The organism is Paenibacillus sp. sgz302191, assembly GCF_057749925.1.
This window is the reverse complement of the sequence record NZ_JBYLHY010000003.1, coordinates 397427-413361: the sequence shown is the minus strand read 5'-3', so window position 1 is coordinate 413361 and position 15935 is coordinate 397427. Positions and strand designations below refer to the sequence as shown.

Genomic DNA, 15935 nt, shown 5'->3' with positions numbered 1-15935 from the left:
GCCTGAACCAGTTCGTCATTTAGCAAGGTGAACGCGGCCGGGGAGAGCTTTTGTCTGGCCTCGGAAAAGGACTGTTTCGTATACGTTGTCGTTGTCGCCTCTTCTGGCATGAACATCTCGCGAAATTCATCCAACTCCAACTGCGTCGATTTTCGGACCATGCGGAGGATGAGAAGCAGCAGCGGAAAGAAACCAATCTTGCGATTGCGTTTAAAATCCTGCGTATTCTTCTTCGCGCTTTCTTTGAATTCGTCGCTTTTCATCTTGTTAAGCACACGGGATAAGGCCGTTTTTCCGTTTTTTTCACGCGCTATCATCCGTTTCTATCGTTTACCTCTACTATACCAAAATCTACTAACCTGACAACATTGTGAGCCAAACCCCCCCCCTGGATTCGCAGCAATTGGCTGCTATTGCGCGGCATATCCCGCCCCACGCCCTTCGGCGACTTCCCGTTTTTCCAGCAAACTGGCTGCTATCGTACGGTACTTTCCCGCCCCACAACCCTGCCGCGTTGAGCCTAACACCCCGGATTTGCAGTTAGCCCTCGTTATTTTCATTTTGTAGAGCGACGTACATGGCGTCGCAAGAGTTTCAGCAGGTTTATTTGCGCATGTCCGCCTGCCACGCGATTCGCCTGCGATTCTGCGGGCGGGAGCGCAGCCCCCATCTCAAGAGGCACAGTTATTTTGTGCGTCTTTTTCAGGCTATATTTTATATAATACACACTATATAAACGAAATTTCACAAAAATTTCAAACATACCTTGTATTAATGACGATTTTTTCGAAAATATATTGCATCATAAATAAAATAAATATATATTAAATACATACTAAATAATTAATTAGGAGGCATGAAAATGCGCGTTGGCATTAGCGGTACAGGCCGAATTGGAAGATTGTGCATACGCAAAGCTTTCTCGCAGACGAATCCCGACTGCAAAATAGCCGTGATTAATTCAACCAGCCCTCTGCATGTGCTGGCTCATCTTTTGAAGTACGATTCCATACATGGTTACTGGGATGCGCATATCGAAGCCGACGGAGGGGATCTGCTTATTAACGGCCGGCGGGTGGCGGTTGTCTCGGAGAGAACGCCGGATCTGCTGCCCTGGGAGGAGTATGGGGTCCACCTCGTGATCGACTCCACCGGAAAGTTCAATCAGCGCCAGCAGGCGGAGCGCCATTTGTATGCCGGAGCCCGCAAAGTATTGGTTACGGCGCCGGGCGGGAGCATGGATTTGACGGTAGTCATGGGGGTGAATGAAGATCGGTACGATCCGAAGAAGCACCGCATTCTTTCTACGGCATCCTGCACGACGAACTGCATTGCGCCGGTTTTGCGCATTCTCGACGATGCCTTCGGCGTCAAGCAGGGTTGGATGACGACGGTGCACGCGTATACGAACGACCAGCAGCTGCTGGATAACCCGCACAACGATTTGCGCCGCGCCAGAGCGTGCACGAATTCGATTATCCCTACCTCGACGGGCGTAGGCAAAGCGCTCACGGATGTGCTGCCGCATCTCGCGCCGCACATTCAGGGCATCTCCGTACGCGTGCCGACGCAGGATGTGTCGCTGCTGGATTTGCAGGTTCAACTGCATCGAACGGTGCAATCCGCGGAAGTCAAAAGAGCGTTTCAACAAGCGGTTGAAGGCGAAATCGGAACTTACGTAGCTTACAACGAGCTTCCGTTGGTGTCGGCGGATTATATCGGCAACGACAAGTCGGCCGTCATTGACGGACTCAGCCTCATGGTACGGGACGATCAGGTCAAGCTGCTCGCCTGGTACGACAACGAATGGGCTTACGCCTGCCGTGTCATCGATTTTGTATCTTATATGGCCCGTGCCGAAAATCAATCGAAAGGGAGCGATGCGGAATGTCTGGTGTCAACGGTCAAAAGGTAGCGGAAACCCGGCAGCAGGATCTCGGAGTTGTGATTTGCAAAGTTTGCGGCAATATGATGTATACCCTTCCTACGAACGGGGTCAAAACATTTTACGGAATTTGCCGCAGCGACGCATGCATGGATAAATCGAAGGGGGAACAAAACGATGGCAGCCAAACATGTTTTACCTTTTCATGAGGGAAACGCACAAATGAAAGCTTTGCTCGGAGGCAAAGGCGCCAATCTGGCGGAAATGACCCGCGCCGGGCTCCCGGTGCCCCCGGGTTTTACGATCACGACGGAGGCATGCCTCACTTTTTTCAAAATCGGCAACCGCATTCCGGATGAGCTTTTCCGGGAAATTGCCGCCGCCATGAAGCAGTTGGAAAGTGTAAAAGGACAAAAATTCGGCGATCCCGAAAATCCGCTGCTCGTGTCCGTGCGCTCGGGCTCTGTGACGTCGATGCCGGGCATGATGGATACGATTTTGAATTTGGGCTTGAACGACGACACGGTCAAAGGTTTGGCGCGGCTAACGGACAACGAGCGTTTTGCCTACGATTGCTACCGCCGTCTGATCCAGATGTTCGGCAGCGTCGTGCTTGGCATCGAGGGCGTTCATTTCGAGCAGCTTTTGCATCAGATGAAGGAGAAGCACGGTTTTGAGCAGGATCATGAGGTATCGGCGGCGGCCTGGCAAAGCCTGATTGCCGACTACAAGCAGTGCATCCAGACCAGAACCGGGCAGGCGTTTCCGCAAAATGTGCATAACCAGCTCGGGCTCGCCGTCGAGGCGGTGTTCAAATCGTGGCACAATCCGCGGGCCCAAGTATACCGCAAAATCAACCGGATTCCCGACGAGCAGGGAACTGCGGTCAACGTGCAGAGCATGGTTTTCGGCAATATGGGCGCGAATTGCGGCACCGGTGTCGTGTTCACGCGCAATCCGTCGACGGGCGACAATGAGTTTTACGGCGAATACTTGATGAACGCGCAGGGCGAGGATGTCGTCGCCGGTGTAAGAACGCCGCTTTCCATTGCCGCATTGAAGGAAGAAGCACCCGAGCTGTATGAGCAGTTATTCCACATTGCGAAGCAGCTTGAGAAGCATTACAAAGACATGCAGGACATCGAATTTACGGTGGAAAAAAGCAAGCTCTACCTGCTGCAGACGCGCAGCGGCAAACGGAACGCGCAAGCCGCTTTAAAAGTCGCGGCCGATCTCGTCCGCGAGGGCCTGCTGACGAAGGCGGAAGCCGTGCAGCGGATCGAGGTCGCGCATTTGGATAAGCTGCTGCATCGGGGCATCGACGAACAGGCGATCAAGCACATATTGGCCACAGGCTTGCCGGCTTCGCCGGGCGCTGCGGTCGGCCAACTGGTGTTCGATGCCGATACGGCCGCGGAATGGGGCCGCGAGGGCAAGACCGTCATTTTGGCGCGGACGGAAACGACGCCCGAAGATATTCACGGCGTGATCGCCGCCGAAGGCGTGCTGACGAGCCGCGGCGGCATGACGAGCCACGCGGCGGTCGTGGCGAGAGGAATGGGCAAGCCGTGCGTCTGCGGCTGCGAGGAGATCCGCATCGACCTGGAAGAGAAGCGGATGCAGGCCGGCGGCCTCTCCGTCCGGGAGGGCGACTGGATCACCCTCGACGGCGCGAGCGGCCGGGTCATTCTCGGAGCGGTGCCGCTGCAGGAAGCATCGATGACCGAAGAGCTTCTGGAAGTGCTGAAGTGGGCCGACGAAATTCGCACGCTGAAAGTGATGGCGAACGCCGACAACCCCCACGACGCCAAAATAGCGAGAGAGCTGGGCGCGGAAGGGATCGGGCTGTGCCGGACCGAGCATATGTTTTTCTCGCCGGACCGTCTTCCCGTCGTGCAGCAGATGATTCTCGCCGACCGCGCCGAAGAGCGCCAAGAGGCTCTGCGCAAGCTGCTGCCGATGCAGCAGGCCGATTTTGAAGGCATGTTCGACGAGATGGACGGCCTGCCGGTGACGATTCGTCTGCTGGACCCGCCGCTTCACGAGTTTTTGCCGAATATGACGGAGCTGCAAAAAAGGCTGAACAGGCTGACTTACGAGGAGAACGGTTCCGAGCAGGAAAAAGCGGAAGTGCTGCAGCTGATCCGCAAAGTTCAATCGCTGCATGAGGCGAATCCGATGCTCGGGCAGCGGGGGTGCCGGCTCGGCATCGTCCACCCGGAAATTTACGACATGCAGATCGAAGCCGTTTTCCGCGCGGTTTCCCGCTGCATGGACAGGAATGTCGAGGTGCTTCCGGAAATTATGGTTCCGCTTGTGGGCCACGTCAACGAGCTGAAAATGATCCGCGAGCTGATCGATCAGGTCGCCGAGCAGGTGCTTGGTGAGGGCAAGCTGCGCGAATGCCGCTATAAAGTGGGCACGATGATCGAAGTGCCGCGCGCGGCGCTGACCGCCCGGCAAATCGCCGCCCATGCGGATTTCTTCTCCTTCGGCACGAACGATTTGACGCAGATGACGTTCGGCTACAGCCGGGACGATGCGGAGGGCAAATTTTTGTCCCACTACGTGGACCGCAAGCTGCTGCCCGACAATCCGTTCCAGGTGCTGGATACGGATGGGGTCGGCCAGCTCATCGATCTGGCCGTAACCGCCGGCCGATCCGTGCGGTCGGCGCTGAAAACCGGCGTATGCGGCGAGCATGGCGGGGACAAACAATCGATCTTTTACTGCAGCCGGATCGGCCTGGATTATGTCAGCTGCTCGCCGTACCGCATTCCGCTGGCGCGGATTGCCGCTGCGCAAGCTGTGCTGGAGCAAGCTGTCCTGCCTGAGCGGCAAGCCGTCGAGGCCGTATAAAACAATCAGCCGGCAGGCTGTGCCGACTCGTGCAGCCTGCCTGCCTTACAATCGGAGAGGTGACTGGGCCATATGGAACGAGATTTTTCACTGGACATCATGCGGGTAACGGAGCTGGCGGCGCTGGCCTCAGCCCGCTGGACAGGAAAGGGCAACAAAATGAGCGCCGACGATGCGGCTGCTTCCGCAATGCGCTCGGAGTTCCGCTCCGTCCCTTTTCACGGCGAGGTGGTCATCGGCGAGGGGGAGATGGACGAGGCCCCGATGCTTTACATAGGCGAGCAGGTAGGGCGCGGAACAGGGCCCCGATTCGACGTGGCCGTCGACCCGCTGGAAGGAACGGAAATCGTCGCGAGCGGGAGAAACAACGCCATATCGGTCGTAGCGATCGCCGAAAAAGGCAATTTGCTGCATGCGCCGGACATGTATATGGAAAAGCTGGCGGTGGGCCCCGGATTAGCCGGGAAGCTGAGCCTGGATGAACCGCTGAAAGCAACGGTCCTTCAGGCGGCAAAGCTGCTGCACAAGCAGCCGGACGAGTTGACCGTTTCGATTTTGGACCGGAAAAGGCACAACGGCCATATCGAGGCGCTGCGCTCGCTCGGAGTCAAAATTCATTTGCTGCACGACGGCGATGTGATGGGGGCGATGGCAGTCGCTTTTCCTGAAGCGGGCATCGATCTGCACGTCGGCTCAGGCGGGGCCCCGGAGGGGGTGCTTGCCGCGGCGGCGCTACGCTGCCTGGGCGGCGAGCTGCAGGGCAGGCTGCTTCCGGCGGACGAGAAGGAGCGGGACCGCTGCGTTTCGATGGGAATCCGCAATCCCGATCAAGCTTTGAGCATGAGGGAGCTCGTCGGGGATTCGGACATTTACTTCGCAGCTACGGGCGTAACGCCGGGCGAGCTGCTGCAGGGCGTAAAATTTTTTTACGGCAGCCGCGCCGAAACGCATTCGCTCGTCATGAGGGCGCATACGGAGTCTGTCCGGTTTGTCCGGAGCATTCATCAGCTGCAGGAGTGCCGGCTTGGGAGCGCCTAGGGAGTCTGGCGGGCGAACTGCGTGCGTAGAAGATATGCACAAAAGTAGTTCCGCCTGCCGGACTCCTAAGCCGTTTTTTTCAGCGGATCAAATTTCGCTTGAAATTATATAGATATCTATGTATAATCAAAGCATGCTAACATACAACGCCGCCGCAACGATTGGAAAGATTAAAGATGCAGTCCACAAAATGATTGTGTCGGAGCTGGAAGCTCACGGGGTGCAGGATATCGTTCCTTCCCACGGGGATATTTTGGTGTTTCTGTACCGTGAGAATGCGCAGTTGTCCATTAAAATGCTGGCCGAACGAATCCATCGCACGCAGCCTACCGTAACGGTGCTTGTGGACAAGCTGGAGAAGCTCGGTTATGTCGAAAGAGTCAAGAGCGAAGAGGACGGCAGAATAACGCTGATTCGGCTTACGGATAAAGGCTTCCGGCTGGAGCCCGTATTTCGGGCCGTATCCGATAAACTGAACGACGTTATTTACGGCGACTTCACGCAGACAGAACAAGAGCAGCTCGAGTTTTTGCTGGAGCGCCTCTACCGCAGGTTTTAATTTTTTTTACCCAAATGCATAGATGTCTATGTAGTTGGTAATCATATTATTTTAAAATAACAGGAGGCTAAACTTATGAAACATCTTATCGTGTATGCCCATTCTAACCCTGAAAGCTTTAACCATGCCATTTTGGAAACCGCAGCCGGCGCTTTGAAGGAAAAAGGCCATGAAGTCGTAGTCCGCGATTTGTACGCGCTTGATTTTCAGCCTGTGCTGAAACCGGAGGATACGGCCGCTATGAGAGAAGGGCAAACTCCTGCGGACATTTTGACGGAGCAGCGGCATATCGCCGAGGCGGATGCCATAACCTTTATTTATCCGATCTGGTGGACGGGGCTCCCCGCTATTCTCAAAGGGTACGTAGACCGGGTGTTTGCATACGGTTTTGCTTATGCTTCCGGCGACGAAGGGATCGTCAAGCTGCTGACAGGCAAAAAAGGCCTGATCATCAACACGCACGGCACACCGAAGGAAATTTACGATCAGATCGGCATGACGGCGGGATTGAAAATAACTTCGGATACCGGCATTTTCGAATTTGTCGGCATCGAGCCTGCCGGACATTTATTGTTCGGAGCCGTTCCTTATGTGGACGACGCCGCGCGTAAAGAGATGCTGAAGCAAGTGCGGGAAACGGTCCTTTCCACGTTTTGACCGCTTGCCTGAACGAAGAGGAGCTTAGCCTTTCCGGCGGCTCTTTTTTGTTTTGCGCGCAGATGCTGACAAACGGTTGGTAAAGTAATAAAATTAACTTAGCAAACCAAAATGAAGGAATTCAGGTGATATGTCTATGAATGCGCAAGAGCTGAACGAACTTAGATCAAAAGTGGATGAAATCAATAACGAACTGCTCAGTTTGTTGAACCGGAGAGCTTCGATCGTCAAACAAATCGGAGAGTACAAAGTCAGCAACGGCCTGCCTATTTTCGATCCCGTTCGCGAGCAGGAAATTATCGCTTATTTGCTGCAAAAAAATACCGGGCCGCTGGACGATACGACTGTAGCGGAACTATTCAAAAAGATTTTTGATATTTCGACGCAGATGCAGGAAAAATTACATAGTTAAAATAAAAGCCAAGCGAGGGGAATTATAATGGAAATTATTTACCATGGACATTCATGCGTTCAAATCGCGACGGAAGGCAAATCGCTCGTCATCGATCCGTTTTTGCGCGGCAATGAGCTTGCCGTGACAAAGCCCGAGGACATCAAAACCGATGCCATACTGCTGACGCACGCTCACGCGGATCATATTCTGGATGCGGAGCCTATCGCCCGCAGCAATAATGCGCCTATCGTGGCGACATTCGAGCTCGGCGCCTACATGGCCTGGAAAGGGCTCGACACGATTCAAATGAATATCGGCGGCACGGTCGACCTCGGCTTTGCGCAGGCCAAAATGATTCAGGCGTTCCACAGCTCCGGCATTGTGCTTCACGACGAGCAGCGCATTATTTATGGCGGCATGCCTGCGGGATTCGTCATCAGCGCCGGGGGCAAGACGATTTTACATACGGGCGATACCGCTTTGTTCTCCGATATGAAAATGATCGGCGAAAGGCACTCCATCGATGTCGCCTTCGTTCCGATCGGCGGAATGTACACGATGGGGCCGGACGACGCTTTGCAGGCGGCGGAGTGGTTGGGCGCCAAATTGGTCGTGCCGATTCACTACGATTCGTTCCCGGATATCCGGCAGGATGCCGAGGCGTTCTGCGCGAGCCTGGAGGCGAAGGGCATGAAGGGCCAGGTGCTTCGTCCGGGCGAGAAAATAAGCCTCTGAACATAGGCCGGGAACAGAAGCGCCTGTGCAGCAGAATTAAGCATAATCGGAGCAGCCGCCGCGCTGCCTGATGTGCTTATTTTTTTGCCTTCAACCCGTTTCCAAGTGATTGACGTTTGCGCGATGAGTTTATAAGATGGATACAACAACGTTTACGTGAGGAGAAGAGGGTGATGATGACATCAGAATTGCTGAGAAGCGTATACTTAGAGATTCGGGATATTTATCAGCTGCTTAACAAGCAATCGCGGAAGATATTCGAAGATTTCGATATTACGGTGCCCCAGCTTCATGTGCTAAAAATATTGTTTACCAGGGAACAAGAGGATAGACAGGTCACGATAACGGACCTTATTCATACGATCGATTGTTCGCCGAGTGCGATGTCCTCCATGATCCAGCGATTGGAACGTCCGGGCTGGGTTACGGCAACCAGGGGAGTCGAGGATCGCCGGGAAGTCATTGTCAGGATTACCGAGAAAGGAAAAGAAGTGCTGTTTCCGATGGACTCGACGGCTTCCAGGTTCTTGGAGGAGAACTACGGCCATCTTCAGCGGGAACGTTTGAGAGCGCTTCACGATCTATTAATCGAATTGAAAAATGAATTGAAATAACACGAGCTTGCGCCTCTTTTTCAAGGGAACGCAGGCTTTTTTACGGATAAACCGGTGCGGACGCCGGTTGTGCCGCTTCAGTGCGAGATAAATACCGCTTCCGGTGCAGGCAAAAGGCAATTGATGCTGCTGCCGCTGCCGCTGTGCGAATAACCGCTTATATTTACATTTCTATTAAAATAGATATAATAAACGTATGGACACTTTACTAGCTTTGAAAACTTTGTCTAACGAAACTCGGTACCTCATTTTGGAGTGGTTGAAAGATCCGCGCGGAAATTTTGACAACCAGATCCATTTGCCGGAAGATTCAGGCTTTGCGGGCGGTGTATGCGTCGGCTCGATTTCCGTAAAAAGCGGGCTGGCGCAATCGGTCGTTTCCGGCTATTTGGTCAAAATGCAGCAAGCCGGGCTTCTCGAGTCAAAGCGCTTCGGCCAGCACACCTATTACAGACGCAATGAAGCGAACATACAGTTGTTCAAGGAAAAAATCCAAAAGCTTTAACGAATCGGAGGTAACGATGACCAGTTCCAATTCTGCTGCCGCATTGTTCAAACCTTTCACGGTCGGGAACCTGACGCTCCAAAACCGGATCGTCATGGCGCCGATGACCAGAACCTTTTCTCCCGGAGGGGTGCCGGGGCAGGATGTTGCCGACTATTACCGCCGCAGGGCGGAGAACGGCGTCGGCCTGATCGTGACCGAAGGCACCGTGATCGATCATCCGGCCGCGGCGAGTCATCCGGGCATTCCTTGTTTTCACGGCGAAGCTGCCCTGGACGGCTGGGCCCGTGTTGCGGCGGCTGTGCACGAAGCGGGCGGACGCATTATTCCGCAGCTCTGGCATGTCGGGACGCAGCGCAAGAACGGCGACCTGCCGAACCCGGACGCGCCACCGGCCGGCCCTTCGGGCCTCGACGCCGAGGGCGCGAAAGTCGCCGAGCCGATGACCGAAACGGAGATCGCCGACGTGATCGCCGCTTTCGCGCAGGCCGCCGCCGATGCCCGCAGAATCGGCTTTGACGGCATCGAGCTCCATGGCGCGCACGGCTATTTGATCGACCAGTTCTTTTGGGAGAAAACGAACCGGCGCACGGACCGCTACGGCGGCGACATGGTCGCGCGCACGCGCTTTGCCGTTGAAATCATTGAAGCGTGCCGCCGCGCCGCAGGAGCCGATTTCCCGATCGTGTTCCGTTTCTCGCAATGGAAATCCGGCGACTACACGGCAAAGCTTGCGGAAACTCCGGAGCTGCTCGCCAAGTTTCTGGAGCCGCTGACGAATGCGGGCGTCGATGTGTTCCACTGCTCGACCCGCCGCTTCTGGGAGCCCGAGTTCGAGGGGTCCGGTCTGAATCTGGCGGGCTGGACCAAGCAATTGACCGGCAAGCCGACCATTACCGTAGGTTCGGTCGGGCTTGACGGAGAGTTTTTGAAAGTTTTTGCAGAGGGCAAGGGCGCAGGCAACGCGAGTATCGACGGAGTGCTTGAGCGCCTGGAGCGCGAAGAGTTCGATCTTGTAGCCGTAGGCCGCGCGCTGCTGGTCGACCCCGCATGGGCGGACAAAATCCGCGGAGGGCGAGTCGACGAGCTGGTGCCGTTCACGGCCGACGCCTTGAAAACGCTGGTCTAAACCGGCCGGCGTTTTGGCGGGGGCTGACCCCAAGCAGTTAGCAGACTGCTTGCGGGTCAGCCTTTTTTTGTTCGCGCCCGTGCCGCCGAGCGGCCGGCCGCTGAAAAGCTGTTGTGGCCAGGGCAACGCCGGCCATGCGAAAAAAAACTGCAAAAGTGCATCCTTTTGCACCAAGACGCGCCTGCAGCGATAAATTCCTGCAAATCTGCAGTTTTTTTCGCCGAATTCGGGGCTCAGCTCTATCTGGAGCAGGAATTCCTGCACTATCGCAGGCTTTTGCTCCAAACGAGCCGTTTCTGCCGAAAAAGCCTGCACTTTTGCAGGCTTTGCGGGCTAGCGAGCCGCTTTACAAACGGCAGCCCCGGTCTCTGGGAGGCAAAAGAATAGTTACCCACCCGTCCCCAATCACACGCAACAGCATCAAGCCATCGAAGTCGGTCGCCCCCCACGCAACAGCATCAAGCCATCGAAGTCGGTCGCCCCCAACTCAACAGCATCAAGCCATCGAAGTCGGTCGCCCCCACGCAACAGCATCTAGCCAACCAAGTCGGTCGCCCCCACCCATGTAGCACTTAGCCATCTTTGTCGAGCCGCCTCTCACGCCCCTCACGCTTGCCAGCTAAAATCCTTGTTCTTCGATTACGCCTTTCAGTACTTTGACGAATTCTTGGGCGGCTCGGGATAAATGTTTGTTTTTCGGGCGGATCCAGCCGAACCAGAGGATCAGATCGTTGTTTTCGATCTCCAGCGGGATGATGTCGCCGGATTGCACGTAGGCGTCTTTTTTGATCGAAAAGTCCGGGTAGAAGCCGATGGCTACTCCTTCGGCGATCATTTTTTTCGCCGCCTCCGTATAGCCGATCGTAAGCAGCACGTTCAGCTTGTCGGTTTTCAGCACCTTTTTCAAATAGGCTTCCTGGCGGTAATTCGGCTTGAAGGTGATGATCGGCTCGTGAACGATCGCTTCGGCGGGCATCGGATTGTACAGCGGGACGGGGGAATGCTTGCCGATGCACACCATGTACGTGCCCGACAGCAGCCGGTGAAACTCCGTCCGGTTATCGAGCGCTTCTTCGGGCAGACAAGAGATCAGGCCGATGTCCGCGCGGTTGGCGGTCACTTCCTGGATGACCTGGTTCGTGCCGTCCTCGTTCACTTCGATGCGCACGAACGGGTGCTTTTTCTTGTAGGCCGACAGCACATCGCTCAGGAAGGCGTTGCACATGCTTGGGATGGTGGCGATTTGCAGGCTTCCGGTCAAAGAGCGGGATTCGGCGCGCGCCTCGTCCTGAATATCCTGAATCATATTGAGGACGCTTTGTGCTTTTTTCAGCAAAGATTGCCCGGTTTTGGTCGGGACGATGCCTGAGCGCGAGCGTTCGAACAATTTGACGTTCAATTCCGCCTCCAAATTCGTAATCGCCTGGCTGACGCTCGGCTGGGCGATGTGCAAATGCTGTGCGGCCAGCGAAAACGACTGGTATTTGGCTACCTCCACAAAATAATGAAGCTGTTCGATCCGCATAAAACGCCTCCTTTGTATAGTTTTCATCTATATTAATATTACAATCCGGTATTTTACTTTGTATATAACTATATTTAAACTGATGATAATGGTTCCGTCAATCGAAGCAAAAGGCAGGTGGTATTCAAGTTATGGGACCGCTTACAGGAGTAAAAGTCGTAGAAATCGCCCATTGGTTGGTCGCTCCTTACTGCACCAATATGCTGTCCGACCTGGGTGCCGAAGTGATCAAAATCGAGCCGCTGACCGGCGATCAGGTGCGGAGCTCGGGGAGTTATTTTAAAAACGGAGAAAGCTATTTGTTCGCCGCTTACAATCACGGAAAGCAGTCCATTTCCTTAAATTTAAAAGATCCCGAAGGCTTGAGCGTCGCCAGGGATTTGTGCCGACAAGCGGACGTCGTGGTGGAAAATTACCGCCCGGGCACTTGCGACAGGCTGGGCATCGGTTACGACAGTTTGCGGCGGCTCAACCCACGCCTTATTTACTGCTCGATCTCCGCTTTCGGGGATACCGAAGGGTACGCGCACCGTCCGGGCATGGACCCGATCGTGCAGGGCATGGGGGCCGTCATGAGCGTAACGGGCGAGCCGGGAGGCAAGCCGCTGCTCGTCGGCGTTCCGGTTGCCGACAACTCCACGGCTTACATCGCTTTCGGCGCGATTTGCGGCGCTTTGTTCGAGCGGGAGCGCACGGGCCAGGGCCAGCGCGTGCAGCTGAACCTGATCGATACGATGGTGTTCAACTTGTCCACCCGGTTCGGGCAATATGTCGCCTCGGGCCGCTCGCCGTCGGCGATGGGCAGCCAGCATGCGGAGGTCGTGCCGTATCAGGCGTTTCCGACGCTTAACGGCTGGCTGATGGCCGGCGCCCAATCCGATGCGGCGTGGTCGGTGTTCTGCCGGGCGGTCGGCAGGCCGGATCTGACGGACCATCCCGATTACCGGACGAATCCGCTGCGCGTCAAAAACCGGCAGTCACTGTCCGAGCTGCTGAATGCCGTCTTCGCGCAAAAGACGACGGATGACTGGTGCGCGATTTTGTCTGAGCATAACGTACTGCACGGGCCGATCTGGAACGTAGCGGAGCTGGTGAACAGCGATTTGATCCGCGATCACGGTTTGATCGAGCGCGTAGAGCACCCCGTGTTCGGAGAGCTGCCCGTTATCAAAACGCCGATCCGCTATTCGGCCGGACAGGTGGAAATTCAAGGCCCTCCGCCGCTGCTCGGGGAGCATACGATACCCATTTTGCGGCAATTGGGCCGGACCGATGAGACGATTGCCGGTTTGATCGGGCGCGGAGTCGTGCATGCCCATTCGCGGGAGGCCTGCGGGCCGGTCGGCGAATATTCCGGGAGCGATACGGCATGAAATGGCCGGAGCGTGTCAAACTCAGAGAAGTCGGTCCGCGGGACGGGCTGCAAAACGAAAGTCTTTTCATATCTACGAGCGATAAAATCAACTGGATCAACCAATTGTCGGCCGCAGGGTGCGAATATATCGAAGTTACGTCTTATGTCAGCCCGAAGTGGATTCCCCAGCTCGCCGACGCCTCCGAGGTAGCCAGAGGCATTGCCCGAGCGCCCGGCGTGACGTATGCCGCTTTGGTTCCGAACCGCAAAGGGCTGGAGCGCGCTTTGGAAGACGAGATCGGCGAAATCGCCGTATTCATGTCCGCCAGCGAAACGCACAACCGCAAAAATATAAATAAATCGATCGCGGAAACGTTTCCCGTATTGGAAGAAGTGGCCCGCAGCGCGCAGTCCTCGGGGAGGACGGTGCGGGGGTATGTGTCGACCGTTTTCGGCTGTCCCTACGAAGGGAAGGTCGCCGTCGATGAAGTCGTGCGTGTCGCCGATTCGCTGTTTGAAATGGGCGTCGGCGAATTGTCGCTCGGCGATACGATCGGCATTGCCAATCCGCGGCATGTGGAGGCGGTGCTCGCGACGCTTTTGAAGCGTTATCCGGCGGAGCGGCTGGCTCTTCATTACCACGATACACGGGGCGCGGCTTTGGCGAACATACTCGTCTCCATGGATATGGGAATTACGCGCTTCGACTCGTCCGTCGGCGGATTGGGAGGATGTCCGTACGCGCCTGGGGCATCGGGCAACGTGGCGACCGACGATCTCGTTTTTTGCCTGGAGAGCATGGGCATACGGACGGGAACGGATTTTGACAAGCTGCTTGCGGCAGCGCGGTATATACAAGAGAAATCGGGGAGAACTTTGCCGAGCCGCAATTTGCAGGCTTGCGGCACGTAGAACCCGCTTCAGGAGGTCAAACGACATGTTAGCGAAAATGATCGAACAGTTGGAGGCCGACCTGCCTCCTGCGCTCTTCGAGCCCGGCCGCGCGGAAAGCGTCCGGGTGTCCATGCGGGACGGCGTCGGCTTAAGGACGAGGCTGTTGTTTCCGAACGGCGGCGGACCTTGGCCGGCCGTGCTGATCCGGAATCCGTACCCGAATATGGCGCCATATTTGGAAGCGATTTCAATCGTGTGGGCGAAGCGCGGTTACGCCGCAGTCGTGCAGGACTGCCGGGGAACCGGCGAATCCGCAGGCGATTGGGTCCCTTTTATCCATGAAGGCGGCGACGGGCTGGATACGATCGAATGGATGAAAGGGCAGAGCTGGTTGAACGGCAGCATCGGCACGTACGGCCATTCTTATTTGAGCGCCGTCCAGTGGGCGATGGCGGACAGGGTTCCGCCGGAAGTGAAGGCGATGTGCATATCAGGTTTTACGACCGAGCGATACCACCAAAATTACATGAACGGCATGTTCCGGCACGATGTGTATACAGGCTGGGCGATCGGCAATTCGGGAGTGAAGGATTTGCGGACGGAGGGGCTTTTTGAGCGTGCGGTTCATACGAAGCCTCACATTGAGATGGATCGGCGGGTCATCGGAACGGAGCTTCCGTGGTACCGGCAGTGGATTACGAATGTAAGCCCGGAAGACGAATATTGGAGCACGGGCTTTTGGGCCGAGCTGCAGCAAGTTCCCGCCCGCATTCGGACGCCGATTTTGCTGGCCGACGGATGGTTCGACCAGCATCTGGACGGCATGATGAGGGATTATTTGAAGCTGAGCGAGGAGACGCGCCGGAGAAGCCGTTTTTTCATAGGGCCGTGGACGCATGCGATGGTTCCTTCCGGGGATTTGGCGTATCCGGATCATGAGAAGTTTTCCATGATGAAGGAAGCGCTGCTCTGGTTCGGCCATCATTTGAAAGGCGAGCCTTATCCCGAGCCGACAGGCGACCTCCGCACTTACGTCATTGGCGACGGAACGTGGAGGTCCTGGCAAGGCGGGATCGCTCCCGTCGGCCAAAGGCGGCTCTTCCTCCGGCAAGAGGAGGCGAGCGGAGTGTTGGCCGATACTCCGCCCACCCGCCAGGGCAAAGCCGGGTTTACTTACGACCCGGATCGTCCCGTTCCGACCAAAGGAGGCGCCGGTTTGCTGCGCTACCTTTCGGGGGAAGCCGATGCCGCCCAAGCGGCCAGCGTCGTTCAGGACCCTCCCGGCACCCGGGAAGATGTGCTTTCCTTCATCTCCGAGCCGGTGCATGAAGATTTGCGGATTGCCGGCGCGATGAAAATACGCTTGTGCGTAAGCACGGACGCCGACGACACCGCTTTTACCGCGAACGTCATGGAAGTACTGCCGGACGGCAGCGCTTACAATATCCGCGACGGCATTACGAGCCTGACATACCGCAACGGAGCGGCGCGCCCGCTCGATTACCGCGCTCACGATACGGCCCAAATTGAAATCGAATGCTGGCCGATTACATGGACGGTCAAGCAAGGCTCGCGCCTTCGCCTGGACATTTCGTCTTCAAATTTTCCGGCCTATCACGCGCACCCGAATGTGGCCGGTCCGTGGGCGCTGCAGGAGGAGGTGAAAGTCGCAGGGCAAAGCGTACATTTCGGCGGAACGGCTTCCTCCTACCTGGACATCCCGCTTGCCCGTTGACTTTTGGCACGAACGGCATCACACCGAACCGGTAAAAAGAAAGGGGTACACA

General features: G+C 56.0%; 14 protein-coding genes and 1 pseudogene. 13 read left to right on the top strand and 2 right to left on the bottom strand.

Features of this window, described 5'->3' with window-relative positions:
* Positions 1–263: pseudogene (locus AC3G2T_RS06745) on the bottom strand (hypothetical protein); the annotation flags it as partial.
* Between the two features lie 593 nt (positions 264–856).
* On the opposite strand from AC3G2T_RS06745, the gene gap reads away from it, so the two are divergent.
* The 10 genes from gap to AC3G2T_RS06695 all read left to right on the top strand — a co-directional run bounded on the left by gap (position 857) and on the right by AC3G2T_RS06695 (position 10375).
* Positions 857–1915 (top strand): type I glyceraldehyde-3-phosphate dehydrogenase, encoded by a 1059-nt coding sequence (gap, locus tag AC3G2T_RS06740; RefSeq protein WP_488434958.1) that lies wholly within the window; start codon positions 857–859, stop codon positions 1913–1915.
* A 147-nt stretch (positions 1916–2062) separates the two neighbouring features.
* The gene (gene ppdK / locus AC3G2T_RS06735; RefSeq protein ID WP_488434957.1) at positions 2063–4744 is read left to right on the top strand and encodes a pyruvate, phosphate dikinase; all 2682 of its coding nucleotides are present in this window, start codon (positions 2063–2065) and stop codon (positions 4742–4744) included.
* A gap of 72 nt (positions 4745–4816) precedes the next feature.
* Positions 4817–5782: a class II fructose-bisphosphatase gene (gene glpX, locus AC3G2T_RS06730; RefSeq protein ID WP_474679621.1), complete on the top strand. Its 966-nt coding sequence runs from the start codon at positions 4817–4819 to the stop codon at positions 5780–5782.
* A 133-nt stretch (positions 5783–5915) separates the two neighbouring features.
* Entirely contained in the window at positions 5916–6341 is a 426-nt protein-coding gene (locus AC3G2T_RS06725; RefSeq protein WP_488434956.1) for a MarR family winged helix-turn-helix transcriptional regulator, read from the top strand.
* 75 nt (positions 6342–6416) lie between these two features.
* Complete coding sequence (locus AC3G2T_RS06720) at positions 6417–6998, top strand: NAD(P)H-dependent oxidoreductase (RefSeq protein WP_488434955.1); 582 nt, start codon at positions 6417–6419, stop codon at positions 6996–6998.
* A 130-nt stretch (positions 6999–7128) separates the two neighbouring features.
* Positions 7129–7410 carry a chorismate mutase gene (locus AC3G2T_RS06715; protein ID WP_488434954.1) on the top strand — a complete coding sequence of 94 codons (282 nt, stop codon included), beginning with the start codon at positions 7129–7131 and terminating at the stop codon, positions 7408–7410.
* Positions 7411–7437: 27 nt separating this feature from the next.
* Positions 7438–8127: a metal-dependent hydrolase gene (locus tag AC3G2T_RS06710; RefSeq protein WP_488434953.1), complete on the top strand. Its 690-nt coding sequence runs from the start codon at positions 7438–7440 to the stop codon at positions 8125–8127.
* A 173-nt stretch (positions 8128–8300) separates the two neighbouring features.
* Positions 8301–8741, top strand: a complete 441-nt coding sequence (locus AC3G2T_RS06705) for a MarR family winged helix-turn-helix transcriptional regulator (protein ID WP_474679616.1) — start codon at positions 8301–8303, stop codon at positions 8739–8741.
* Positions 8742–8937: 196 nt separating this feature from the next.
* On the top strand, positions 8938–9246 hold the full coding sequence (locus tag AC3G2T_RS06700) for an ArsR/SmtB family transcription factor (protein ID WP_474679615.1): 309 nt from the start codon (positions 8938–8940) through the stop codon (positions 9244–9246).
* Between the two features lie 16 nt (positions 9247–9262).
* Entirely contained in the window at positions 9263–10375 is a 1113-nt protein-coding gene (locus AC3G2T_RS06695; protein ID WP_488434952.1) for an NADH:flavin oxidoreductase, read from the top strand.
* Between the two features lie 619 nt (positions 10376–10994).
* Here AC3G2T_RS06695 and AC3G2T_RS06690 read toward each other — a convergent pair.
* A complete protein-coding gene (locus tag AC3G2T_RS06690) occupies positions 10995–11900 on the bottom strand; it encodes a LysR family transcriptional regulator (RefSeq protein ID WP_488434951.1) in 906 nt (301 codons plus the stop codon).
* 131 nt (positions 11901–12031) lie between these two features.
* Between AC3G2T_RS06690 and AC3G2T_RS06685 the strand changes: the two genes are divergently transcribed.
* The 3 genes from AC3G2T_RS06685 to AC3G2T_RS06675 are packed head-to-tail and all read left to right on the top strand — an operon-like array spanning position 12032 to position 15883.
* A complete protein-coding gene (locus tag AC3G2T_RS06685; protein ID WP_488434950.1) occupies positions 12032–13273 on the top strand; it encodes a CaiB/BaiF CoA transferase family protein in 1242 nt (413 codons plus the stop codon).
* Positions 13270–14166 carry a hydroxymethylglutaryl-CoA lyase gene (locus AC3G2T_RS06680; RefSeq protein WP_488434949.1) on the top strand — a complete coding sequence of 299 codons (897 nt, stop codon included), beginning with the start codon at positions 13270–13272 and terminating at the stop codon, positions 14164–14166. Before AC3G2T_RS06685 ends, AC3G2T_RS06680 begins: the two co-directional genes overlap by 4 nt.
* Before the next feature lie 25 nt (positions 14167–14191).
* The gene (locus tag AC3G2T_RS06675; RefSeq protein ID WP_488434948.1) at positions 14192–15883 is read left to right on the top strand and encodes a CocE/NonD family hydrolase; all 1692 of its coding nucleotides are present in this window, start codon (positions 14192–14194) and stop codon (positions 15881–15883) included.
* Positions 15884–15935: the final 52 nt, after the last annotated feature.